The sequence below is a fragment of the Desulfatibacillum alkenivorans DSM 16219 genome (assembly GCF_900142135.1).
GTDB lineage: Bacteria > Desulfobacterota > Desulfobacteria > Desulfobacterales > Desulfatibacillaceae > Desulfatibacillum > Desulfatibacillum alkenivorans.
Map to the genome: position 1 here is coordinate 73,392 of NZ_FQZU01000010.1, position 23,782 is coordinate 97,173.

Annotated in this window: 17 protein-coding genes and 1 tRNA gene; 10 read left to right on the forward strand and 8 right to left on the reverse strand. The window is 56.5% G+C overall.

The genetic code is table 11. The features are described from left to right. Positions 1 to 6: 6 nt before the first annotated feature. Positions 7 to 423 (reverse strand): hypothetical protein, encoded by a 417-nt coding sequence (locus tag BUE18_RS10500; RefSeq protein WP_073475498.1) that lies wholly within the window; start codon positions 421 to 423, stop codon positions 7 to 9. Positions 424 to 793: 370 nt separating this feature from the next. Then, positions 794 to 891: transfer RNA gene (locus tag BUE18_RS10505), tRNA-Sec, on the reverse strand. 92 nt (positions 892 to 983) lie between these two features. Between BUE18_RS10505 and BUE18_RS10510 the strand changes: the two genes are divergently transcribed. The 5 genes from BUE18_RS10510 to BUE18_RS10530 all read left to right on the forward strand — a co-directional run bounded on the left by BUE18_RS10510 (position 984) and on the right by BUE18_RS10530 (position 6,143). Beyond that, positions 984 to 2,129 carry a M20/M25/M40 family metallo-hydrolase gene (locus BUE18_RS10510; RefSeq protein WP_073475499.1) on the forward strand — a complete coding sequence of 382 codons (1,146 nt, stop codon included), beginning with the start codon at positions 984 to 986 and terminating at the stop codon, positions 2,127 to 2,129. Between the two features lie 2 nt (positions 2,130 to 2,131). After that, a complete protein-coding gene (gene larC, locus BUE18_RS10515) occupies positions 2,132 to 3,304 on the forward strand; it encodes a nickel pincer cofactor biosynthesis protein LarC (RefSeq protein ID WP_073475501.1) in 1,173 nt (390 codons plus the stop codon). 50 nt (positions 3,305 to 3,354) lie between these two features. Further along, complete coding sequence (locus tag BUE18_RS10520; protein ID WP_073475503.1) at positions 3,355 to 4,296, forward strand: DUF3239 domain-containing protein; 942 nt, start codon at positions 3,355 to 3,357, stop codon at positions 4,294 to 4,296. Between the two features lie 184 nt (positions 4,297 to 4,480). Beyond that, positions 4,481 to 5,101, forward strand: a complete 621-nt coding sequence (locus tag BUE18_RS10525; RefSeq protein WP_073475504.1) for an NYN domain-containing protein — start codon at positions 4,481 to 4,483, stop codon at positions 5,099 to 5,101. Positions 5,102 to 5,297: 196 nt separating this feature from the next. After that, positions 5,298 to 6,143, forward strand: a complete 846-nt coding sequence (locus BUE18_RS10530) for a 4Fe-4S binding protein (RefSeq protein ID WP_073475506.1) — start codon at positions 5,298 to 5,300, stop codon at positions 6,141 to 6,143. A 5-nt stretch (positions 6,144 to 6,148) separates the two neighbouring features. On the opposite strand, the gene BUE18_RS10535 is transcribed toward BUE18_RS10530, so the two are convergent. Beyond that, positions 6,149 to 7,681 (reverse strand): M48 family metallopeptidase, encoded by a 1,533-nt coding sequence (locus BUE18_RS10535; protein ID WP_170868326.1) that lies wholly within the window; start codon positions 7,679 to 7,681, stop codon positions 6,149 to 6,151. 203 nt (positions 7,682 to 7,884) lie between these two features. On the opposite strand from BUE18_RS10535, the gene glpK reads away from it, so the two are divergent. Together glpK and BUE18_RS10545 are read left to right on the forward strand one after the other, a co-directional pair. Then, a complete protein-coding gene (gene glpK, locus BUE18_RS10540) occupies positions 7,885 to 9,363 on the forward strand; it encodes a glycerol kinase GlpK (RefSeq protein ID WP_073475510.1) in 1,479 nt (492 codons plus the stop codon). A gap of 43 nt (positions 9,364 to 9,406) precedes the next feature. After that, entirely contained in the window at positions 9,407 to 10,312 is a 906-nt protein-coding gene (locus BUE18_RS10545) for an EFR1 family ferrodoxin (RefSeq protein WP_073475511.1), read from the forward strand. A gap of 8 nt (positions 10,313 to 10,320) precedes the next feature. On the opposite strand, the gene BUE18_RS10550 is transcribed toward BUE18_RS10545, so the two are convergent. After that, positions 10,321 to 10,800, reverse strand: coding sequence for a hypothetical protein (locus BUE18_RS10550; RefSeq protein WP_073475513.1), 480 nt, complete (start codon positions 10,798 to 10,800; stop codon positions 10,321 to 10,323). Positions 10,801 to 10,866: 66 nt separating this feature from the next. Then, on the reverse strand, positions 10,867 to 13,623 hold the full coding sequence (gene fdhF / locus BUE18_RS10555; protein ID WP_083610934.1) for a formate dehydrogenase subunit alpha: 2,757 nt from the start codon (positions 13,621 to 13,623) through the stop codon (positions 10,867 to 10,869). A 351-nt stretch (positions 13,624 to 13,974) separates the two neighbouring features. Between fdhF and BUE18_RS10560 the strand changes: the two genes are divergently transcribed. Further along, the gene (locus tag BUE18_RS10560; protein WP_073475515.1) at positions 13,975 to 15,993 is read left to right on the forward strand and encodes an RnfABCDGE type electron transport complex subunit B; all 2,019 of its coding nucleotides are present in this window, start codon (positions 13,975 to 13,977) and stop codon (positions 15,991 to 15,993) included. 189 nt (positions 15,994 to 16,182) lie between these two features. Further along, the gene (locus BUE18_RS10565) at positions 16,183 to 16,662 is read left to right on the forward strand and encodes a SoxR reducing system RseC family protein (protein WP_073475517.1); all 480 of its coding nucleotides are present in this window, start codon (positions 16,183 to 16,185) and stop codon (positions 16,660 to 16,662) included. A gap of 469 nt (positions 16,663 to 17,131) precedes the next feature. Here the strand turns inward: BUE18_RS10565 and BUE18_RS10570 are convergent, their stop codons facing one another. From BUE18_RS10570 to BUE18_RS10580, 3 genes are all read right to left on the reverse strand, one after another. Then, positions 17,132 to 18,193, reverse strand: coding sequence for a KamA family radical SAM protein (locus BUE18_RS10570; protein WP_073475518.1), 1,062 nt, complete (start codon positions 18,191 to 18,193; stop codon positions 17,132 to 17,134). A 10-nt stretch (positions 18,194 to 18,203) separates the two neighbouring features. Beyond that, entirely contained in the window at positions 18,204 to 19,109 is a 906-nt protein-coding gene (locus BUE18_RS10575; protein WP_073475520.1) for a TIGR01777 family oxidoreductase, read from the reverse strand. A 221-nt stretch (positions 19,110 to 19,330) separates the two neighbouring features. After that, the gene (locus tag BUE18_RS10580; RefSeq protein ID WP_073475521.1) at positions 19,331 to 21,418 is read right to left on the reverse strand and encodes an acetate--CoA ligase family protein; all 2,088 of its coding nucleotides are present in this window, start codon (positions 21,416 to 21,418) and stop codon (positions 19,331 to 19,333) included. 391 nt (positions 21,419 to 21,809) lie between these two features. Here BUE18_RS10580 and BUE18_RS10585 point away from each other — a divergent pair, with 391 nt between their 5' ends. Beyond that, positions 21,810 to 23,672 (forward strand): thrombospondin type-1 domain-containing protein, encoded by a 1,863-nt coding sequence (locus tag BUE18_RS10585; protein WP_073475523.1) that lies wholly within the window; start codon positions 21,810 to 21,812, stop codon positions 23,670 to 23,672. The last annotated feature ends 110 nt before the right edge of the window (positions 23,673 to 23,782 follow it).

Genomic DNA, 23,782 nt, shown 5'->3' on the forward strand with positions numbered 1-23,782 from the left:
ATGCCGTCACTCCAATCCTTCGAATAGATAGCAGCGTGCGTCCCTGTCTTGCAGGCAGTTGGTGGGGCATTGCCGGCACAGGGCGAAGTGTTCGTTCCATGCCATTTTCATAATTTTGAGAACTTTTCTTTTTGTTTTCGGACCAAGAGGCGGGAGATGGTTATCCAGGATGGCTTCATGAATTTCCAGGGACTTGGCGTCTCCGTCCGCGTATCTGCAAATTGCGTCCTTAAGTTCCAGGGCCGCATAAACGCTGAAGACTGCTGTTCTCAGCTTATGAACCTTGTGGCGCGACTTTTTCAGGGGTTTGACCAAGTCGTCGTAAAAAGCCATGGCAAGCTCATAACACAGCCAATTCAGTTTTGTTTTCTCGGATTCATCGGAATAAAACAAGGATCGGTCTATCATGTCCATAGCCGGCATAATACGGATTCCCTTAAAGCATTTAGGTTGCGGGCTTTCGCCCCGTCATGAAAAGTTGATGTTCGCCTCTTTTCACTATTCTCATATCAGACCATGCGCAGTTTGCCAATTTTCAACATGGCGGAATACAGGCTTTTCCATTCTGAGAATAGATGGTTTGTACCAACTATCCGTTGATTGGGCAAGAATTCGCCGGGATTGGGCGGCAGATCGAGATTTGCAGGAGGAGGGGGATGTGCTATACTTGATTCCAGGATGAAGTAGGTGGCGCAATGCATTGATCTACAAGGGTTTTCGTCCTAATAAAGCATCCCAGCTTATTATGTGCGGTATACAATTGGGAATTAAGCTCTTGAAAAAGATAAAAAAATGGCGGAAGTGCATGGGAATCGAACCCACCCGGGACGTTGTTAGCGCCCCACACCGGATTTGAAGTCCGGGAGCCCCACCAGTGAGCTGCGCACTTCCGCGAAGCACTCTTGGTACACTATGCACCCTCGGATTGTCAATGACTACTCGACGGTTTTCCATGATTCGCAATTAATAGAAAGGTTTTTTCAATGATACAAATAGACAGGCTTTCCGATTTCTTCTCCACTGTCGTGCAGATAGACTCGGTTTCCCGGGAGGAAGCCCAGGTGGCGGCCTATCTCACCAAGGAATTCGAGAAGTTGGGCGCGTCAGTGGTCATGGACAACGCAGGGGAGGCCGTGAACGGAAACTGCGGCAATCTCATCGTCCGGTTTCCCGGAACCGTGGAGGCGCCGCCTTTGCTTTTGAGCGCCCATATGGACACGGTGGAGCCGGGCCGGGGCATCGTCCCTGTCTTGGAAAACGGAGTTTTCACCAGCCAGGGCGACACCATTCTGGGTTCGGACGACAAAAGCGCCGTCGCTATATTGCTGGAGATCTGCACCGTTTTGGTTGAAAACAGTCTTCCCCACGGCCCCTTGGAGCTGGTCATCACCGTGTGCGAGGAAATCGGGCTGTTGGGCGCCAAGAACTTCGACATCACCCAAATTTCCGCCAAGTACGGCTACGCTTTGGACGCCCGAGACCCGGACGGCATCGTCACCCGGGCGCCCTACGCCAACCGCATTGAATTCAAGGTCCACGGCATAGACGCCCACGCGGGCGCCAAGCCGGAAGACGGGATCAACGCCATTTTGCTGGCCAGTCGGGCCATTGCAGGGCTGGAGCTGGGCCGCATCGACGAGGAAACCACGTGCAACCTGGGCCTTATCAAGGGCGGCGTGGCCACCAACATCGTCCCCGGACTGGTGGAGATCTGCGGCGAAGCCCGGTCTCACAACCCGGACAAGCTGAAAGCCGTCACGGAAAAAATGACATCCGCCTTTGAGCAGGTCATCAAGGAGGAGCGCGCCAAGATGGCCGATCCCGGCGACCGCCCCTTTGTGGAGTATGAGGTTTTTGAGGATTTTGCGGGCATCAACATCCCGGACGACCACCCGGTGGTGGTCATGGCTAAAAGGGCGGGCGAGAACCTGGGCCGGGAAGTGTCCACCCGGATGTCCGGCGGAGGCGCGGACGGCAACGTGTTTTGCTCCCAAGGCGTCATGACCGGCGTCATGGGCACGGGCATGAACGACGTGCATTCCACCCGGGAGTCCGTGGCCGTGGCCGACATGGTCAAGTGCGCTGAGCTGCTTCTGGAAATCATCAAGATCCATGCGGAAGAGCGCTAAAGATGACCGAAAAAAAACTCATAGCCTATTTTGACTGTTTTTCCGGCGTCAGCGGGGATATGACCCTTGGCGCCCTCATGCATCTCGGCGTTCCCAGGGAGTGGCTGGAAGAGCAGCTTCGGGCCATCCCGCTGGAGGAGTTCCGCCTGGAGCTGGAAGATAAGACAACCCACGGCATTTCGGGCAAGCACGCCAAGGTGATCGTGGAGCACGAGCCCCACGCCCGGCATTTTGCAACGATCCGGGACATCATCACCCTGTCGGATTTAAGCCCCTGGGTAAAGGAAAAAGGCCTGGCGATATTCAGCCGCCTGGCCCACGCAGAAGCCCAGGTGCACGGGCAGGCCGTGGATCACGTCCATTTTCACGAAGTGGGCGGAACCGACGCCATCGCCGACATCATCGGCAGCCTGCTGGCTTTGGAGTACCTGGGCGTTTCCGAGGTGCAGTCATCCCCTCTGCCCCACGGGACCGGATTCGTCCGGTGCGCCCACGGCATGCTGCCCATCCCCGCGCCGGCCACGGTTCTGCTGCTCAAGGACTGCCCCACCTACGGCACCGACGTTCCGTGCGAACTGGTCACGCCCACGGGCGCGGCCATCGTATCCACCATGGCGGCCAGGTTCGGCCCCCAGCCGCGCATGACCATCCAGGGCGTGGGATACGGCATGGGAACCCGGGTGCTGGAAAACCGGCCCAACGGCCTGCGCGTCATCCTGGGCAAGCCCGAATTGCTGCTGCAGACCGATACGGTGCTGACCGTGGAAACCAATATCGACGACATGAACCCGGAGATTTACGGGTACGTGCAGAAGAAGCTGTTTGAGCAAGGCGCTCTGGACGTGGGCTGGATTCCCATGTTCATGAAGAAAAACCGCCCCGCCACTTTGGTGCGGGTTTTGTGCCCCATACACGCTAAGGACGAGATCGCCCGCACCCTGCTCATGGAGACGACGGCCACGGGAGTCCGTTTTTTTGAGACGGCCCGGGATAAGCTGCCCCGGGAAGAAATCCTTTTGGACACTCAGTTCGGACAAATCCGCGCCAAACGCATCACGTGCCCGGACGGGTCCGTGCGCATCACGCCCGAATACGACGCCTGCGAAAAAATAGCGAGGGAGCAGGGCGTCCCCCTGGTGCGGGTCTATGAAATAATCGGAAAGGAATCCGAGTAAATTTCCAACCCAAAAGGGGCGGGAAACATTTAAGTTAAGGAGTGAATGACGTGGATACCGATTTGCTGTGCCTGGCGTCCAGGAATCTTGCGGAAAACGGCTGGCAAGCCGGGCGTTTTTTTCACAGAAAGGATTTGGCGTCCCCGGAAAACGGGCAAAGCGGTTGGATATTTATTGAGGACCAGGAAGACGAGGAATGGCTCTCGGACCCGGATAATTACATCGCCGTTCCCTTGTCCAAAATAATCCTCAATAATCCAGGCATCAGGGCGTATCTGGACAAGTCCGGGGATCGGGAGTTCCAGGTTAATCCCAGGACAGGCGATGTTCAAGAATTGGAAAGGTTAAAGAAATTCTCCTATACAGCCGCCAGCCGTCCGGGCAGGCTGGTTTTCAATCCCATTGCCTTAATGAATGTGTATCCCAAGTCGTATTTGTTTTTTGGGATTTGGTGCTTTTTTCTTTTCGCGGCCGTCATGGGCGTCTGGCCGGCCTGGATATTCTCCGCCGCAGGCGCTGCGGGGGCAGGATTTATCTGGCGCAGGCTTCATTTGTATTTTAAGTACGGCGACGCCAACCCGGGCGTCATTATCGCCGTCAACCCGGTTCTTATGGCTGTAGCCACGGATCTGCAAAAGAGGAGCGGCCGATACCCTGTTGTAGCCGTGCGCGAAGTTAAAATTCGAAAAATAGACAAAATCAAGGTAGAGCCAGGAATGCGCCTTGCCACGGTGTCCCTGTATACCAACGGCGACGAAGCCGCGCCCTATTGGACGGACTTCGACCCCTTTCCCGCGCAATACGCAACGCTAAGCTCCCCAAAAATCGCAGCCCTTTTCGAACGGTTTTCCCAACAGGATTGGGATGATTTGGAGGAGGCTGTCGCCCAGATTCCCAAACCCTGTACGGAAGGGCTTTATCCCCTTGATGTAGAGAATTCCGATTGGAAGGATTACAAGGATTTCTGGGATCAACAAAGCAGGGAAAGCTGAGGCCGCGGCTCCCTGTTGAGGCGTCGCTGATGAGTGCTTTGAGTAAAAGGGAAAAAATTCGCTTGCAATCATCTGTAATGATGGTTAATATGTAATTGTAATTCCTCCCCGTCCGACCTGCGCCGCGCTATATGCACGGATTAACGCCCGGACGGGGTTATTTTTTTGCAAGGAGAAAATCTCCATGCCTGCTGAGCCGGATCTCAAAAGGACGGTAGCCTTTTTTGACGGCCAGAACCTCTTCAATGCCGCTAAAAGTGCTTTCGGCTATCATTTTCCCAATTACGACGTGAAAGCCTTGGCAAAGGCCGTTTGCTTGCAGCACGGCCTTCAGTTGATCCAAACCCGTTTCTATACAGGCGTTCCCAGTGTTACGTATGACCCGGCGAAAAACAAATTTTGGTCAAAAAAGTTTCTTTCCATGCGCAGGCAAAAGATAAGGGTTTTTTCTCGCCCTGTTCGCTATTTACATAAGAGCATCAAGAGTACGGACGGGCAGGAACAAAAAGTGCTGGTTGGCGATGAAAAGGGCATTGATGTCCGCATAGCTATTGATATTATCAGTTTAGCCTTTGATCAAATTTATGATGTGGCTTTGGTTTTTAGCCAGGGTCAAGATTTGTCGGAGGCGGCCGATGAAATTCGGAAGATCGCAAAAGTGCAGGCTCGATGGATCAAAATCGCCTCGGCGTTTCCTATTAATCAGGCAAACAAGAAGAATAGGGGAATCAATAAAACTGATTGGCTTCCTTTTGATAAGGCCGTTTATGATGCATGCATTGATCCCAAGGATTATCGGCAGTAGACGGCAATTCGTGTTATCTGCATTTGATTCTCACTTTACCAATCGACAATATCTGTTGCGTCTTTGGAATGAATAATTGACAAGGACTGGATTTTATGCGATTTTAAATTTGTCCGATCGTTTAATTTTTCCGCACGCACACACTGCAATTCTTGGGGGATACGCCTTAATCACAGAAAAATAGGGGGGTGAAGTTATGGCAAGATCCGGCTGGATATTTCCGGTAATCGAGAAAACCTTTCCAAGAAGTATGCGCTGGATGGGGCTCACCAAAGTTCCGATTTTAAAACGCCTGATTGAATACATGTTTTTTGAAGGGGACCACCTGATCGTCTTGCCCCGGAATGAGGTGGTGGAAGTAAACCGGGATGTGGATGATCCCGGCCAGATGGCCTTGCCCACCGAGTTGGTGGACCAGTTGATAGACAGCATGGAATACCACTTTGTGATGGACTTTTGCCTGTGCCGGATTTCCATGCCTTGCGAGGACTACCCCAGGGACCTTGGCTGCATCTTTATGGGGGAGGCCGCCCGGGGCATCAATCCCAAGTGGGGCCGTTCCGTTTCCAAGGACGAGGCCAAGGAGCACATCCGTAAATGCCAGGAAGCCGGCTTGATTCACGCCGTGGGTAAGAGCAAACTGGACACCGTCTGGCTGGGAATAGGGCCGGGGGAGAAACTCCTGACCATCTGCAACTGTTGCCCGTGCTGCTGCATCACCCGAGTCATTCCCCATACGCATGAGGTATTTCAGGAAAAATTGGTTCGGGCGCCCGGCGTGGAGGTCATGGTCAATCAGGAGGAATGCGTGGGCTGCGGAACCTGTGTGAGCAAGGCCTGCATCCTGGAAGCCATCAGCCTGGTGGACGGCAAGGCGGTGATCAACCAAGCCAATTGCCGGGGCTGCGGCCGGTGCGCGGAGGCCTGCCCCACGAAGGCCATCACCCTGACCATAGACGGGAGCCTTTTTGTGCGGGAGTCAGTCCGTCAGATAGGGGCGGTGGTTTCGTTTGAATCCGAACAGGCGGCAGCCTCCGGCTGATATATTTATCGGAAATCCTTGGACTCCCAGTCCACTTTGCCGGGGTTGGGGCTTCCCGCCTTTTCGGCGGACATGGAGAACTGCGGACCGTAGCTGGTCAAGGGATTAGTCAATGAGTTCGGCTCATTGTCATCTTTATCGCCGCCTTTTCCCTTTTTCTTGTCGTCCTGGCCGTTCATCTCCTCCATGGCTGTTTTGATTTTCTCTTCCAGCTCGGGATTGCCCTTTGCCAGGCTTTGGGCCTTTCTCAGATGAAAATCGGCGTTTTTCATGTCCCGCCGTTTCATGTGATAGATCCCCAGGTAATAATGGGCCCGATCCAATACGTTCATCCTGCCGTAAACCTGGCCCAGATAGTAGTATAGTTCGGAGTTTCTATTGCTAAGCTCACGGGCTTTTTCCAGGGAGGCTGCTGCGTCCTGGAGCGCGCCGGATTCCATGTGCACCCTGCCAAGCAGGAAGTAGGCTTCCGGGACTTCCGGGGCGGCGGTTATGGCGTTGGTAAGCGAGGCCTTGGCTTCCGTAAATAATCCCGCCTCAAACTGGGCTTTGCCCAATTCCCTTAAAATGTCGGCGTCAAAAGGCGACAGGGCCAGGGCTTTTTTTAATTCCTCCACAGCCTGGGAGCGCTGGTTGACCCGGGCCAGCAGGGTTCCGTAGCCGTAATGCAGCAGCGGCAAATTGGGGCTTTTTTCCACCGACCGGGCCATCTTTTGCAAGGTCAGGCTTGGATCTCCGTATAATGCAGCCAGCCGAATGCGCATTTTATTGTAGGCATACTCATCCAGATTCCGTTTGACGGTTTGGGCCTGGGGATTGGATTGCAGCCAGGTGTTGAGGTTGACGAAACGGTCCTCCACGGCGGGGTGCGTGGTCAGGTAGCCCGGCACCTGATCCTTGCCGAACCAGGTTTTGGAGCGCATGACTTTCATGGCTTCCACAAGCCCCTGGCCGCTGTATCCGGCGTTGAGCAAATACTGTATGCCGATTTCGTCGGCCTGGGCTTCGTCAGCCCGGCTGTACGCCAGCATGGCGCTGGATCCGCTCGCGGATGAAAGCACGGCGCCAGCGGGGAACCCGGCCACAAGGCTGGCGATCATGCCCACGGCCGTAGCCGCGGAAATCTTTTTGTTTTTATCGATTTTCTCTGAAATATGGCGGCAGGTCACGTGGGCGATTTCGTGCGCCATGATGCCGGCAAGCTGATCTTCGCTGTCCAGGGCTGCAATCAGGCCGGAGTTGATCACCACAAATCCGCCGGGGCCGGCGAATGCGTTGTACACGTCTTCGTTCGCCACAAAGAACTTGAATTCAAACGGCTGGGCCGGAACCGCTTCCAGGAGGTTTCGCCCTATTTTGCGAACCGGCTCTACAATAACCGGGTCTTCAATGAAATCCATATTCTGCTCAAGGTACTTCATATACTTGTCGCCCAGTTCCTTTTCCTCGGACACCGTGAGAGCGAGGCCGGGGGCGGCCAAGGGGCCGAGCACTAAAAATATGACGAGCAGGTAAAACGCATTTTTGAGGGATGGCATAGCGTCCTTCCAGGGGCGGCTTTTAGATATATTGGAATCTCTAATAATTTCCTCCAATTTCTTCCATACTTTAATCATCATACAGCTCATTGTCGAGGATTTTGTTCCCCGGCGCCTTTGGAGGGGCAATGGGCCTTGATCTAACCCGGCAGTTGGGGCATAGTGAAACAACTTAATCCTTTCACCACATTTCAGGGGGGAGTATGAGCGATTACATTCTTGCCATTGATCAGGGTACGACGGGCTCCACGGTTTTGCTTCTTGATAAAGACCTTAATCTGGTTTCCCGGGGGTATAGGGAATTCCGCCAGATTTATCCCAAGCCGGGCTGGGTGGAGCACGATCCGGGGGACATCTGGAATTCCGTAACCGGCGCCATCGCCGACGCCCTCAAGGAATGGGGCATGGAAAACCCGCCCATCAAGGCTATCGGCATTACCAATCAGCGCGAAACCTCCATCATTTGGGACCGCAAGAGCGGCAGGCCCATGCACAACGCCATTGTCTGGCAATGCCGCAGGACCGCCGATATCTGCCAAAAGTTGAAAGACGCGGGCCATGAGGACCTGTTCCGGCAAAAAACCGGCCTGGTGCTGGACCCGTATTTTTCCGGCACCAAATACAAGTGGATTCTGGATCAGGTGACCGGATTGCGAGAGTCGGCCATGGCGGGCAAGATAGCCGCCGGAACCGTGGACTCCTACCTGGTGTATCGTTTGACGGGCAGCCAAAGCCATGTGACCGACGTTTCCAATGCCTCCAGAACGCTTCTCATGGACATTCATAAAGGGGACTGGGATCCGGAGCTTTGCTCCATCCTGGACGTGCCTCAATCCATCCTGCCTAAGATAGTCGGTTCAGCCGAGGTGTATGGTTACACCAAAGGCGTGCCCGGCCTTGCCGACGGCATTCCGGTCAGCGGCATGGCGGGCGATCAGCAGGCGGCTTTGTTCGGTCAGGCCTGCTTCACCCCCGGCGAGGCGAAATGCACCTACGGCACCGGGGCTTTCATGCTCATGAATACGGGCGATAAACCGGCCATTGGATCGGGCGGCCTGTTGGGCACCATCGCCTGGAATTTGGACGGAACCATGCAATACGCTTCGGAAGGCTCGGCGTTTATTGCGGGCGCCGCCGTGCAATGGCTGCGCGACAGCCTGGGCTTTATTGAAAGCGCACCCCAGGTGGAGGCTTTGGCCGCCAGCGTGCCGGATTCGGAAGGCGTGATTGTGGTTCCCGCCTTTGTCGGCCTGGGCGCCCCCCATTGGCGGCCCGAAGCCAGGGGCATTATGACCGGCCTCACCCGCGGCACCACCCGCGCCCATATCGCCCGCGCCACCTTGGAGGGCATCGCCCTGCAGAACGTGGATATTTTGAAGCTCATGGAAAAGGAAAGCGGCCGGGATATCAAGGCCCTCAAAGTGGACGGCGGCGCCTGCGCCAATAACCTGCTCATGCAAATGCAGGCCGACTTTCTGGGCTGCACCATAGTGCGGCCCAAGCTGGTGGAAACCACCGCTTTGGGAGCGGCCTTTCTGGCCGGTCTGGGCGCCGGGCTTTTCTCCGGCGTGGACGACATCCGCGCTTCCTGGCAGGAGGACCGGGTTTTTGAGCCGAAAATGAAAGACGCCGAACGGGAGGAAATTCTGGCTCGTTGGAGGGAAGCGGTCAGCAAAGCCTGATTCGAATAGATTGATCTAAATCAAGTCCAAGGGAGGGCGGGAAATGAAAGCAGTGATCGTGGTTTTTTCCCAGACCGGCAACACCTTAAAACTGGCCGAGCGCATCCAAGAAGGCATTGCCGCCGAGTGGAGCGAATGCGAGCTGGTCGCCCTGGAAAAGGCGGACGGCATGGATTTTGCCAGTTATGACCTTGTAGGCTTGGGGTGCCCCTCGTTTTATTGCAAAGAGCCTTTTAACGTAACGGATTTTATCGAGGCCCTGCCCCGGCTTGACGGCAAGAACTGGTTTGTGTTCGCTTCCCATGGCTGCGAAATGGGGCCGGTTTTGGTTTCCATGGCGGAGAAACTGGCCGAAAAGGGCGTGACGGTCATCGGCTCCACCCATGTTTACGGGGACGCCTTTTTGCCCTTTTATCCCCATCCCACATACACCACCGGCCACCCGCTGGAAAAAGACCTGGATCAGGCCTGCGAATTCGGCAAAACAATGGCGAAAAACAGCGTCGCCATCGCCAGCGGGCAAAAGGAACTCATCGACCCTCCGACTTTGGAGCATATCCCGGACTGGGCTCAAAAAGACCGGGTGAACCTCAGCCGGGAAATCATGCCCAAGATCATGCCCAAGTTCACCATCAATCAGGACGAGTGCATCCAATGCGGGTTGTGCGAGGACCAATGCCCGGTGGACGGCATCGATATTTCCGCGGATCCTCCCAAAATCCAGGAGCCGTGCATCTACTGCTTCATGTGCGCCAAGTCCTGCCCGGAATGCGCCATCGAGGCGGATTGGTCGGGTCTGGTCAAAATGGCGCCCGGCAATTACGCCCGGTATCTTGTCTCGTTAAAAGCAGCCGAAGCCCGGGGGGATTTTCAATTTATGGTGGATCCCGACTCGATCAATTTTGACGACCCCATGCACGTGCAGCAGGCCAGAAAAAAGAATTCCTAAGCCTGAAATCATGTCGGGTTTGAAGTCCAAATACGTTCTCGGTGATCAAACGCCTTGCCGCCGGATTTCGTAACCTGGCCTACGACTTGGCTCCGTGATAGGCGTAGGCGATTGAAACCGAGCGGTGATTTCAATAAGACACTGGGTCCCCGTTTCCGGGAGTACGTCATGCGGATTGCATAACTACCGCAATCAGCCCGCCGCATCCCTTCACGGGGATGACCAGCAGCTTGGGCAATTTGGGGCTTTTCAAGAGGTGCAATCATGCCCTCTTGAAATTTCAATCGTCTTTTTACTTTGGATTCACCGTATAAGACCGTCATCCCCGCAAGGGCGATCCGCTTTTCAGGATCGACCGCAAGCGGGGACCCAGCGTTGGTTAAATATGGCGGCCGAAAACGCATTTGTTGATGTTTAAGCAAATTGGTCTGCTCAGGCGATTCTAAAATCAAAAAAGGGGAGCCTTTCGGCTCCCCTTTTTGATTCATCTCGCTCCCATGCTCCAGCGTGGGAGTGTATTTTTAAAAGGCCGTGGGACGGCCTCCTTTTACTTCTTACGCCGCTTTGGCGATTTTGACGGCGCACACCTTGAATTCCGGGATTTTGGCCACAGGGTCCAAGGCCGCGTTGGTGAGCTTGTTGGCCGCCGCTTCCGCATAATGGAAGGGCAGGAACACGGTGCCGGGGCCGGTCATGTCGATGACCCGGGCCACAGCCGTGATTTCGCCGCGGCGGGAGGCGATGTGAACCTTGTCGCCGTCCTTGATTCCGTAAGACGCGGCGTCTTCCGGAGACACTTCCACAAAACACTCGGGCGCGGCCGCGTTGAGCCCCTCGGATTTCATGGTCATGGTGCCGGTGTGGTAGTGGTAGATCACGCGGCCCGTGGTGAGGTACAGGGGATATTCTTCGTCCGGCTGCTCCGCGGGCGGAATAAAGTCGATGCCGTGGAAAAGCCCCTTGCCTCTGGTAAACTGCCCTTTGTGCAGGATGGGCGTGCCCGGATGGTCGGGCGCGGGGCAGGGCCAGTGCAGGCCGTCCTTGTCAATGCGTTTGTACGAAAGTCCGCCGTAGGAAGGCGTCACCCGGGCGATTTCGTCGAAAATCTGCTCCGGGTTGTCGTACTTCATTTCGTATCCCATGCGGGAGGCGATTTCGCAGGTGATTTCCCAATCCTGTTTGCAGTCGCCGGGGGCGTCCACGGCCTTCCGGACCCGCTGAACCTTTCTTTCCGTATTGGAGAAGGTGCCGTCTTTTTCGGCAAAGCAGGCCGAAGGCAGGACCACGTCGGCTTTGGCCGCGGTTTCGGTCATGAAGATGTCCTGGACGACCAGGAATTCCAAGTGCTCCAGGCATTTTTCGGCGTGGTTAAGATCCGGGTCGGAGACCAGGGGGTTTTCGCCGATGATGTACAGGGACTTGAATACGCCGTCATGAGCCATGGGCAGCATGACGGTCACGGGCAGGCCCAGGTTGCCGGACATGCCGCTAACGCCCCATTCCTTTTCCAGACGGGCTTTGACGTCCGGATTGGTCACGGGCTGGTAAGCCGGGAACACATTGGGCAGGCCGCCCATATCGCAGGCGCCCTGGACGTTGTTCTGGCCGCGGAGAGGATTGACTCCCCCGCCCTGGATGCCCAGGTTTCCGGTGAGCATGGAAAGGTTGGCCAGGGACTTTACGTTGTCCGTGCCGCAAATATGCTGGGTGATGCCCATGGCGTAGCAGATGCTGGCGGACTTGGCCTTGGCGAAAATCCGGGCGGTTTCCTCAATGTCCTTGGCGGGAATGCCCGTAATCTCCTCAGTGTATTGAGGCGTGAATTTTTCCACCGCGGCTTTCAGGTCTTCAAAACCTTCGGTCCGGTTCGCCACGTAATCCTTATCGTAGAGATTTTCCTTGATGATCACGTGCATAAGCCCGTTGATCCAGGCCACGTCGGTTCCCAGGTTCTGTCTGAGCCACTTGTGGGCCAGTTTGGTGATGGGAATCTGACGCGGGTCAACCACGATAATTTTGGCGTTATTTCTCTTAACCGCCCTCTTGGCGTAAGTGGACAACACGGGATGGTTCTCCGTGGTGTTGGAGCCGGTGATGAGAATCACCTCGGCTTTTTCCACATCGCCGATGGGGTTTGTCATAGCTCCGCTTCCGAATGCTGCGGCCAGACCGGCCACTGTGGAGCTGTGTCAAAGACGGGCGCAGTGGTCCACGTTGTTTGTCTTGAGGACCGCCCGCGCAAATTTTTGGGCCAGATAGTTTTCTTCGTTGCTGATGCGCGCCGAAGTCAAAACGCCCATGACGTCTCCGCCGTGCTTCTCCCTGATCTCGGAAAACCTTTTGGCCGCCAAATCCAGGGCTTCGTCCCAGGAGGCTTCGCGGAACTTGCCGTTTTCCTTGATCAAAGGAGAGGTGATGCGGTCGGGGTGGCCCACAAAATGATATCCGAACCGGCCCTTGACGCACAGGCTGCCGTAATTGGGGGCGGCGTCCACGCCTTCCACCTTGACGATTTTATTATCGCGCACATGCAGTTCGAGCTGGCAGCCGACGCCGCAATAGCTGCACGTGGTGCGGACTTTTTTGTCCACTTCCCAGGGGCGCAGGCTGTAATGCACGTCCTTTTCCACCAGAGCGCCCACCGGGCACGCCTGGACGCATTCGCCGCAGTACACGCAGAATTCGTTGGCCAGGGGATAGGAGGCGTCCTTGTCGTTGCGGTTCCAATCGATGGCCAGGTTGACTTGCACCTCGTTGCAGGCCGCTTCGCAGCGTCCGCACTTGATGCAGCGGGAGTAGTCCCTCACAAAGAAGGGGTTGGCCAAATCCTTGGGGTATTCCTTGTCCGAAGGAATGTTCTGGCCCTGCACCTGGTATTTGAAAGCCAGGTCCTGCAGCCGGCAGTCTCCCCAGACCGGGCAGAGATCCGTGGTTTCGTCGGATTTCTGGGCGCCCAATTGAAAATCAGTCCAAGCTGCGTCGCTGGTTCCGCACACCGCGCAATTATGATTGCCGGTGTCGAGCATGTTTTGGATCGCCTCTTTACGGGCTTTGATGACCGTAGGAGACTCGGTGCGGACGTTCATCCATACGTCTGCCGGGGTTTCACAGGCGCGAAGCATTTGCACGCCTTTTTCCCCGCCGGCGACTTCCACCACGCAAACTCCGCAGCCGCCGTTGGACGTCGCCCTTTTGAGATAGCACAGGGTGGGGATGTCCAGGCTGTTAGCCTGCGCAACGTCCAGGATGGTTTGCCCCTCGCGAAAAGGAAAGCTCCTGCCGTTGATAGTGATATTGCCTTTTGATTTCATAACACCTCGGTGATGCAAAAAAAAGGGGCGGCCTGCCGTGCGCCGCCGGCCCCATTAACATTTAAATCCTACTCCAGGGGGACTGAAACCACACCCCGTAAATTGCAGCATCATTGATATATTATATCTATAGGCGTTGTCAATTGGGATGCGTTTAATCAATTTTGACATAACGGAAAAAGTAATGAGAATTCCGTTCTTGCCTTCCTGGCCCTGTCGTGGTATCGCCAATACCGGTGAAAAGTCCGCCGGGGAGGGACTGGCTGGACGTTTTCATGGGTTGGCCGCAAAAGCGGTGAAGTCAATATTCAATAACCCGTAAGGGTAAGCATACAACAGGAGAAAATACCGGTGTTAACAGCGTTTTTAGTCTTGGGAGTCCTGGGGTTGATTATTGGAGTCGGACTGGCTGCTGCTTCCAAAATCTTTTATGTCTATGTGGACCCGCTGGTTCTTGCGATTGACGACGTTCTTCCCGGCGCCAACTGCGGCGGCTGCGGCATGCCGGGATGTTCGGCCAACGCCGAGGCCATCGTCGCAGGCAAAGCGTCTCCCGCCAGTTGCGTAGCTGGAGGCGAGGACTTGGCGGCGGCCATCGCCGCCATCATGGGCGTTTCCGTGGCTGCCACGGAGCCGGACATCGCCAAGCCCGGCTGCTATTACGGCGTGAAGGACGCGGCGACCAAATTTACGTACGAGGGCATTCAGGACTGCCGGGCTGCGGCCATGATCAACGGCGGCATGAAAGAATGCACCGTGGGGTGTCTTGGCTTGGGAAGCTGCGTCAAGGCCTGTCCTTTCGGCGCTTTGGAAATGGGCGAAGACGGCCTGCCGAGAGTCATTGCCGAGAAATGCACCGGCTGCGGCACTTGCGAAAGAACCTGCCCCAAAGGCATTATCAACATGTCCTCGGTCACCCGCCGCATTATCAAGGAATACACCACCAATGACTGCACCACGCCGTGCCAGCGCGCATGTCCCGCAGGCATCAACATTCGCGGCTATGTGGGCGCCATTGCGGAAGAAAAATTTGAGGATGCGGTTCTGATCATCAAGGAGCGCAACCCCTTCCCGGCGGTCATTGGAAGAATCTGCCCCCATCCCTGCGAGACGGAATGCCGCAGGAATCTGGTGGACGAGTCCGTGGCCATCAACTACTGCAAACGTTTTGCAGCCGACTTTGAGATGAAGTCCGGCAAACGCCTTCTGCCCTACAAAGCTCCCGAGACCGGCAAGCGCGTCGCTGTGGCCGGCGGCGGCATCCAGGGCCTGACGGCGGCTTTCTTCCTGGCTCGTTTGGGCCACGCTCCCACGGTGCTGGAAGCCACCGACACTCTGGGCGGCCTCCTGCGTACGGCCATTCCGGAAAACCGTTTGTCCCAAAAGGTTTTTGACTGGGAGATCCAGGGCATCCTGGATATGGGCGTGGACGCCCAGATGAATACCGCCTTGGGCCGCGACGCCTCCGTGGCCGAATTGCTGGCCGAAGGGTACGACGCCGTTCTGGCCGCCCCCGGCGGTTGGGACGGAAGGCTGAGCAGGCCTGAGGACAAGGAGCCCAAACAGGTGCTGCCCAACACCAACCTGTTGATCGACGTGGCCAAAGACGCGGGCTCCGTAACCTGGGGCGACAGCGCAATCTTTGTGGGCGGCGGCGCAGCCGTGGTGGATATTGCAGCCCAGACCAAGGCCAAGGAAAAGACCCTGGTGCTCAGAGGCGCCGCAGACGACGCCTTGATCGCCAAAGCCAAGGAAAAAGGCGTGAAGCTGGTTCAGAATTCCGCTGTCACCCGACTGTTCGGTCAGGATGCGGAGTTGAAGCAGGTGGAGATCATGGATCTCACTTCCAGCGAAAAACAGGTCGTATCCTGCAGCAACCTGATTCTCGGCTCCGGCCGCGCTCCTGAAATGGTGTTCATCCGCAAGCCTGCGGAATCCGACGGAACCGAACCGCCGGCCGTTCCCGCTGACGGACCTGTGAAATGGATCGGTGCGCCTCCTTACAAAAAGCCCAAGGACGACTTCACCCCCGGCCTGCTTGCTCCGGCCGATCCGGTCAGCGATTACTCCGCGGCCGTGGAAGCCATTGGCGCCGGACGCCGGGCCGCGGCATCGGTCCACATGGTCATGAACGGCGAAGACGCCTTCCTGCCCGAGAATGTGGTTACGCCTTCGGTCTACGTCCAGGATGTTTTCATGCTGGACGCCGTGCCGCCTATTCCCAGGGAGATCATGCCCTTGCAGAAGACGGGAACGGAAGACGCTCCGGAGCTGGAAAAAGGCTACCCCAAAGAGCAGGCGGTGGCCGAGGCCTCCCGCTGCCTCCAGTGCGGCCTTATCTGCTACCAGAAAGGCAAAAGGGCGGCGTAAGCATTTATAAATGAACATCAAACCGGGAGGCGGCCTCAAAGCCCCTCCCGGTTTTTTTTTCGCCCGGACTTTCGCCCCGCCCCCAACCTCCTTGCAATAATTCTCAAAAGGGTTATATTTATTTGTGTACGGTTTGCTTAAAACCGGAGCTATCAACCCGGGCTGCTCCCGCGAAACGGAAGGTGTAAAATGGCGGACGATATCGGCGTTGTAGTCGGCGTGTACGGAAAAAAAGTCAGGGTGAAATCCCACAGAAATGAATGCTGCGACCATTGCGAAGCCCGGGACGGTTGCCGGGTGATGGGCGGCGGCAAGGATATGTTTTTTGAGGTGGAAAACAGCCTTAACGCCCAAATGGGCGATCAGGTCAAGGTCCGGGTTTCGGACAAAGCCTTTTTAAAAGCCATCTTTCTGGTGTACGTCATTCCCATGATCGCTTTTATCGGCGGCGCCTTTTGGGGCAACAGCCTGGGCGAGCCCCTGGGCATGGATCCTTCCGCCACGGCGGCCCTGGCCGCCTTTGGATTGATGGGCGCAGTCTTTGCTGTGGTGCGCGTGATCGGCAATAGGCTTGGCCAAAAAGCCGGCTACAAACCCAGGATGGTCTGCATTACCGCCAAGGCTGGAGACGTCCAGGAATTCGCCCCTGCTTCCTGCCCCAGTGAATAACGCATTACTCGCAAAAATCGATTATCCAATAAAGAAAGGCCTTCTCATTTTTTGGGAAGGCCTTAATATTTCTTACGATTCCTTCTTTGCTCTCACAGCCCGCCCTGCGCGTGGATGAGGGGAAAAATCAAGATCACACCCCTTGAAACCATGCTTTGTTGGGTTTCGCAGCAGCGATGCAAACCTCACAATGCCTTTAGGCAAGACTCATTTTCTTCGATTTAATTGGCTATTTCCGTGCTCTACCCAACCTACGTCTCATCATGGCGCGACGTAGGTTGGGTAGAGCTTTCGGAATATTTCCCACAAAGGCTGCCCATTTTTCGCCGGTAAGAATCCAACGCCGGATGCATATGTGCGAAACCCAACATATGGATTTCCACTCCAAAAGAATACTTCCACCCTTGCAGATCGTCACCACCGCAAAGATGATCCGCTCTACAGGGTTGAGTGCAAGCTGGAATAAAGGTTAACCTTCCTCGTAGCGAAAGATGTTTCCCTCGAAATTGCGGACCAGGACGGCGTTTTTCTCCCGGCCCACGATGCTTTCGGGCAGGGGGGCTTTGCCGCCGCCTCCGGGAAGGTCCACCACGTAATGGGGGATGGCCGTGCCGGGAATGCCTCCCCTCAAGGCCTGCATGAGTTGAACGCCCCGGCTTATGGGAACGTGAAAATGGGCCGCGCCTTTCACCCGGTCCAATTGATGCAGATAATACGGCCTGACGCGAATCCTCAGCAATTCCTCCATCAACTCCCGCAATACCGCCTCGCCGTCGTTCACTCCCTTTAACAGCACGGTCTGGCAGCCTAAAGGGATCCCCTGATTGGCCAGGATGCGGCATGCCTCCTCCGATTCCGGCGTTATCTCTCTGGGGTGGTTAAACTGGATGTTCATGTACAGGGGGTGAAACTTTGCCAAACCTTTGGCCAGCTCCGGCGTAATTCTTTGGGGCAGAACGCCGGGAACCCGGGAATGTATGCGCAAAGTGCGGATGTGGTTGATGGAGCGAAGCCGGCCCAGCAGGTCCAGGAGCTTTTCGTCCTCCATCACCAGGGGATCGCCGCCGGAAAGCACCACTTCCCGGATTTCCTTGTTGGACCGGATATAGTCCACGCCCAGGGCGAGGGCTTCGGCCGTGACCGGTTTTACGCCGCCCACTTTGCGTTTTCTCAGGCAATGGCGGCAGTATACGGCGCAGCGGTTTTCCACTTGAAACAATACGTGATGGGGATAGCGATGGATCAGGCCCGGAACGGGAGACTGGTCTTCTTCGCACAAGGGGTCGGGGGACAGGCCCGCGTCGGAAAGTTCCTCAACACTGGGTATGACCTGCCGGGCGATGGGATCGTTTTGCTCGCGAATCAGGGACAGGAAGTGCCTGGTGATCCGCATGGGATAGGTTTCCGCGGCCTTTCCCAGGGCCTGAAGGTCCACGGGGAGGACTCGGGACAACCCGTCCGGGGCGGCCACGCATTCCGCCATGGCCTGGCGCCAGGGAGGAAGGGAGGACGTGACGGAGCTATCTTTCATAACAAAAGAACTACGCCTGCTTGAGCAGGTGCTCCAGGGCCGGCAGCATTTCAGGGTGTTTGAACGTAAAGCCCGCGTCCAGCAGGCGTTGGGGAATCACCCTTTGCCCATGGAGCAGGGTGTCGCCGAACTCGCCCATGATCAGCTTGAGCATAAAGCCGGGAACCGGTATGAAAGCGGGGCGTCTCAACGCCTTGCCCAGGGCTTTTGCCATGCCTTTGTTGGTGACCGGATTGGGCGCGGTAAAGTTAAAAACGCCTTCCAGTTCCTTGTTTTCCAGGAGGAACACAAAAGCGGAGGTCAGGTCGTTTGCGTGAATCCAAGAAAACCATTGTTTGCCGCTTCCCAAAGGCCCCCCAAGGCCGAATTTGAAGGGCGGGATCATTTGCTCCAGGGCGCCGCCGTGGGCCTGCATAACCACCCCGAAACGGGTGATCAGACGGCGCACCTTTTTGGCTTCGGCCTTGGCGGCCTCCGCCTCCCAGTCCTGGCAGACCAGGCTTAGAAAGTCGTCTCCGGGGGGAGAGTCTTCGGTCAGTTCTTCGTCTCCGGTAAAGCCGTAATATCCTGCGGCCGAGGTGTTGATGAATGTGAATGAAGGATTTTCCGGCAAGGCTTCCACCACCCGGCGGGTGGTGAGGATGCGGGAATCCAGGATGTCCTGCTTGTATTGCGGGTTCCACCGGCGGAAGATGGTCACGCCGGCGAGATTGACCACCGCATCGTGGTCGTGCAGGGCCTGCTGCCACGATCCCGGCTCTTGGGCGTCTGCGCTTACGTAATGATATTTGTCGTGTTCTATTCGGCCTTTTCCCCGGCCTCTGGCCATGGCGGTCACATAGTGGCCTTTTTCCAGCAGCTTCCTGGACAAAAGAGTCCCCACAAAGCCGGTGCCGCCGACTATGAATACTTTCATATATCACCCTTGTTTGAGTGGCCCGCATGAATGCGGTTTGGGCGGCCATTGCCGGAGAACCCGGCGTCAATCCGCCTCTCATCCCTGAGGTTTCATACAACAATACACTTTGTTTGCCAACCAGGTAAAGGGCGGGAGGATCAGGCCCCATCATGTTGTGGCTTTGGGCGGGATTTGGAGAGAGGGGGCGGCACATGTGCAGCCCCCTGGGATAACATGCGTTATTTCACCAGCATACGCATATCCAAAGGCATAACGCCTTTTTCAAATACGCGCACCGGGTTGAGGTCAAGCTCCTGGATTTCGGGAAATCCGGCCATCAGGCAGGAGATTTGGCGCACAAGATCGACAAAGGCGCCGACGTCCGCCGGCGCCTGGCCGCGAGCCCCTTGCAGCAGTTTGTGGACTTTCAATCCGGCGAGAGCCTCCCGAACGGCGCTTCTGCGGGCCGGACAGGGGATGGTTGCTAGGTCTTTGAAGATTTCCATGTAGATTCCGCCCATGCCGAAGACGATGACCGGGCCGAACACCTCGTCCCTTTTTGCGCCGATGAACAGGTCGTGTCCTTTGGGCGCCATTTCGGCGATGCGCACACCGTCGAACCGGGCTTCCGGTGCGTGGGACTTCAGGTTGCTTCTGATGGACTCGAAGGCCTTTTTGGCTTGTTCCAAATCCTGAACGCCTACCTTCACTCCGCCCACGTCGGATTTGTGCAAGGCGTCGGGGCTGACCACCTTCATGACCACCGGAAAGGGAACGCCGTTCAAGGCCTTGTCCAATTCATCCACCGAGGCGGCCAGGGCGGATTTAGGCGCGGGGACGCCGCAGGCCTGGAGCAGTTCCATGGATTCCTCGCCCAAGGGCCCCTTATGGGCCTCCAGCCATTCCCGGGCTTCAGGAAGGCCGGCCAGATCCTCAACCCCCTGGCAGTCCTTCATTTGCTTTTGGCGCGTGTGATATTTCATTTGAAAGGACATGGCCCGGACCAGCTCCTCGGGGCTGTTGAAGATAGGCACGTTGATGGCCTGCTTAAACGGCGAAAGATTGGGGGTGACCAGCGCCGCGCCCAAAGGTTTGCCGGAGGAAAGAATGGCCCCCCAGGACTCCTTGGACAGGTCGGTGCGGAGCATCATCTTGAAGACGCTGTCTCCGGAAGGCATGTCCGGCGTGAAGCTTACGTACATGGCGCCGTCCACCTGGTCGGAATGCATGACCTCGCAGATGACGTGGGCCACGAATTGGGGATCGTAGATGTCTCCCAGGTCCAGGGGGTTGGAGAATTTGATGACGCCTGCATTGGAGAAATTGCGCAAACTTTCGTAAAACGCCTCACCGGGGTCCGCGAACTGAAAGCCGGATTCTTCACACAGGTCGGCCATCATGACGGAAAGGCCTCCGGCCGGGCTCATGACCACCACCCGGGGGCCTTTCATGGGCGGCAGCTTAAAGGCTTTGGCCACGGCCATGAAATCGTGGAAGTGCCTGATGCGGATAATGCCGGAATCCTTGCATACGGCGTCGAGGATGTGGTCGTCGCTGCTCACGGAGGCTGTGTGGCTCATGGCCGCCTTTTTGCCGGATTCGGTGGTGTTGGATTTGAAAACCACCACGGGCTTGTTGATTTTGGAGGCCAGCTCCGCAAGCTCCCGGCCCCGGGTAATGCTTTCCAAATACATGAAAATGATTTCCGTGTCCGGGTCCTGCCCGAAGTACTCCAGAAAATCCACTTCATCCAGGTCCAGCTTGTTGCCGACGCTGGCGAATTTCGCCATGCCCAAATTTTCGGCCTTAAAATGAGTCATAATCATAAGCCCCACGCCGCCGCTTTGACTTACCACGGAAATATTTCCCAAAGGCGGCTTGACCACCGGGGCGAAAGGCAGGCAAAGGCCGTTTTTGACGTTGGCCAGGGTCAGGCCGTTGGGCCCCACAAATCGAATGCCGTATTTCCGGGCTGCATCCAGGGTTTGCTGGGCCAGATCGTCTCCATGGCCTCCGAATTCCGAAAAGCCGCCGCTGGGGATGGCCATGCGCTTTACGCCCATTTTGCCGCAGCGCTCCACCATGTCCGGCACCAGCTTGGCCGGGATCAGGCTGTACACGATGTCCGGGATGATCGGCAATTCCTCGATTTCACGAAACATTTTGACGCCGTCCACATAGGCGTCGTTATTCCGGCCGTTGACTCCGAATATTTGCCCCCGATAGCCCCAGCGGAGCATGTTTTCCAGGCTGAGCCGGGGGATGTTGGATTTATTGGAGGATAATCCCACCATGGCGATGGACTGGGGGTTGAACATTTTTTCCATGCGAAAGACTCCTTGCAAAAACCGGCCTGGGCTGGTCCGTCCGGGCGTTTTGCCGCCGGCCCCGGCGATTGTAAAAAAATGAGCGGCAGTCGGTGTATAACCAAAGAAGCATCAGAGGGCAAGTCCATAAAAAAGGCCTATTATGCATACTCTATTATATTGGATAGTTGCCGGAATGAATTTTCCACTATGATTTAATTACTTTTTGAGGCGAATTCATTTTCCGCCGTTCCCAACCGTGGGCTGCTTCACATTATATTAAATGATAATAGTTGGTTATGTCAAATTTTAGGCTTGACAAAATTCTGGAAGCCGGTATCCTGTAAATCCATCAAATCCATGCAAAGGTCCGTTGCCTTACAAAGATGTTCTTGCGAAAGGGGTTCCGCCCATGCTGCGAATAATGAGCGCTTTCTCTATGGCTTTGTTGCTGGCTCTTGCTGCTCCTGCGCTCTGTTATGCAGGGGCTCCCAGCGACTTTGTGATTAACGAAATCCATGGGGACCCCGCAGGGGACGCCAACGGCGACGGGCTTATAAACAACGGAGACCGGTTCATTGAATTGGTTAACGTAAGTTCCGAGGCCGTGGACGTCTCCGGCTGGACGCTCTCCGCGGCGGCGGGAATTCTCCATGTCTTTCCCGAGGACACAGCCGTTCCGCCCGGATACCCCGTTGTGGTCTTTGAAGGGGACGTTCCCGCGGGCCTGGATGATTGCGCCGTGTTTCAAACCGCCAGTTCCGGGGCCGTGTCCATTGCTCCCGGAATGGACATAATAAATCTTAGCGACGGCTCCAGCACCAGCTCGACTTATGGGGTGATTGGGATCGACAACGGGCAATCCCTTAACAGGAATCCCGACCTGGATGCCCAAGATGTTTATTATTTGCACACCAACATTGATGGATCGAACGGCAAGCTGTTTTCCCCGGGCGTTCGGGTGAACGGCTTCCCCTTTGCCGCCGACTGCATCTGCCCCGTATCCTGCGATATGGACGGCGACGGCGTTCTGGGCGTGAGCGACGCCTTGTACATCATTCAAACCGCAGCCGGCGGCAGGCCGGATCCGGGCTATTACCACTGGGGCGTCGGCGCATGGTCCCCCTGCTCGGAAACGTGCGGAGGGGGTGCTTACACCCGCGAGGTGGTCTGCCTGGACGGAAACGGCGCCCAAGCGCCCGACGGGTTCTGTCCCGATCCCAAACCCGAATCCACCGGCGCATGCAACACCCACTCCTGCGATTATTCCTGGAGCGCCGGAGAATGGTCCGAATGCTCCAGCCTTTGCGGGGGCGGGACTTCCACCCGGGCGGTGGTCTGCCTGGACGGGTCGGGAAAGGTTGCCGCCGATTCATTCTGCACTGGCGCCAAACCCCAGGCCAGCCAGAGCTGCAACGAATTCGCCTGCACCTATGTATGGGCCGTCGGTCCGTGGTCGGATTGCTCCGCCAATTGCGGGGGCGGGACCTCCACGCGAACCGTCTCCTGTCAGGACGAAGGCGGAAACATTGCGGCCGACGGGTTTTGCGCGGGAGTCAAGCCGGCCGTGGTGCAAACCTGCAACGGAGATCCATGCTCCTATGGCTGGCATATAGGAGCATGGGAGAACTGCTCCGCATCCTGCGGCGGGGGGGCGCAAACACGCAACGTGGACTGCCGGGATCAGGACGGCAATGTTGTGGATGACGGTTATTGTACGGAAATCAAGCCTTCCTCCAGTCAGGCGTGCAATGAGGACCCTTGCGTATATTCATGGACGGTCAGCGCCTGGGGGGATTGCTCGGACGCCTGCGGCGGCGGAATGCAAACCCGCAGCGTAACATGTCAGGATCAAGCGGGGAACATCGCCGCCGACGGCCTTTGCACGGGCGTTAAGCCTTCCGCGACTCAGGCTTGCAACACGGACGCCTGCGTGTACAATTGGGCGCTCGGCGCCTGGGACGATTGTTCCGTGGACTGCGGAAGCGGGTTTCAAAGCCGCAGCGTGACATGTCAGGATCAGGCGGGAAACATAGTGAGCGACGGCTACTGCTCGGAAGTCAAGCCGTCCACAACCAATCCTTGCAGCGTAACCCCCTGTGAATACAACTGGTCGGTGGGCTCCTGGAGCGAGTGCTCCACGCCTTGCGGAGGCGGGTTGCAGATTCGCAGCGTCACCTGCCGGGACCAGTTCGGCAATGCAGTGAACCCGGAAAATTGCATAAACGTACAGCCTGCAGCCACTCAGACCTGCAACACCCAGGCTTGCGAGTAAATGGTCAGAACAGGTTGAAACGAGTCCGCAAGCGGCGGGAGAGTTCGCGAACCACGCCGAAAGCCTTTTCCACGGTGACCTCGCCGTCCGGGTTGATCAGACAGCAGACA

What these genes read in the sequence shown, in the direction of transcription:
- BUE18_RS10500 (WP_073475498.1), bottom strand. Translation starts at nt 423, where the DNA reads ATGCCGGCTATGGACATGATAGACCGATCCTTGTTTTATTCCGATGAA.
- BUE18_RS10510 (WP_073475499.1), top strand. Translation starts at nt 984, where the DNA reads ATGATACAAATAGACAGGCTTTCCGATTTCTTCTCCACTGTCGTGCAG.
- larC (WP_073475501.1), top strand. Translation starts at nt 2,132, where the DNA reads ATGACCGAAAAAAAACTCATAGCCTATTTTGACTGTTTTTCCGGCGTC.
- BUE18_RS10525 (WP_073475504.1), top strand. Translation starts at nt 4,481, where the DNA reads ATGCCTGCTGAGCCGGATCTCAAAAGGACGGTAGCCTTTTTTGACGGC.
- BUE18_RS10530 (WP_073475506.1), top strand. Translation starts at nt 5,298, where the DNA reads ATGGCAAGATCCGGCTGGATATTTCCGGTAATCGAGAAAACCTTTCCA.
- BUE18_RS10535 (WP_170868326.1), bottom strand. Translation starts at nt 7,681, where the DNA reads ATGCCATCCCTCAAAAATGCGTTTTACCTGCTCGTCATATTTTTAGTG.
- glpK (WP_073475510.1), top strand. Translation starts at nt 7,885, where the DNA reads ATGAGCGATTACATTCTTGCCATTGATCAGGGTACGACGGGCTCCACG.
- BUE18_RS10545 (WP_073475511.1), top strand. Translation starts at nt 9,407, where the DNA reads ATGAAAGCAGTGATCGTGGTTTTTTCCCAGACCGGCAACACCTTAAAA.
- BUE18_RS10550 (WP_073475513.1), bottom strand. Translation starts at nt 10,800, where the DNA reads ATGAATCAAAAAGGGGAGCCGAAAGGCTCCCCTTTTTTGATTTTAGAA.
- BUE18_RS10565 (WP_073475517.1), top strand. Translation starts at nt 16,183, where the DNA reads ATGGCGGACGATATCGGCGTTGTAGTCGGCGTGTACGGAAAAAAAGTC.
- BUE18_RS10570 (WP_073475518.1), bottom strand. Translation starts at nt 18,193, where the DNA reads ATGAAAGATAGCTCCGTCACGTCCTCCCTTCCTCCCTGGCGCCAGGCC.
- BUE18_RS10575 (WP_073475520.1), bottom strand. Translation starts at nt 19,109, where the DNA reads ATGAAAGTATTCATAGTCGGCGGCACCGGCTTTGTGGGGACTCTTTTG.
- BUE18_RS10580 (WP_073475521.1), bottom strand. Translation starts at nt 21,418, where the DNA reads ATGGAAAAAATGTTCAACCCCCAGTCCATCGCCATGGTGGGATTATCC.
- BUE18_RS10585 (WP_073475523.1), top strand. Translation starts at nt 21,810, where the DNA reads ATGCTGCGAATAATGAGCGCTTTCTCTATGGCTTTGTTGCTGGCTCTT.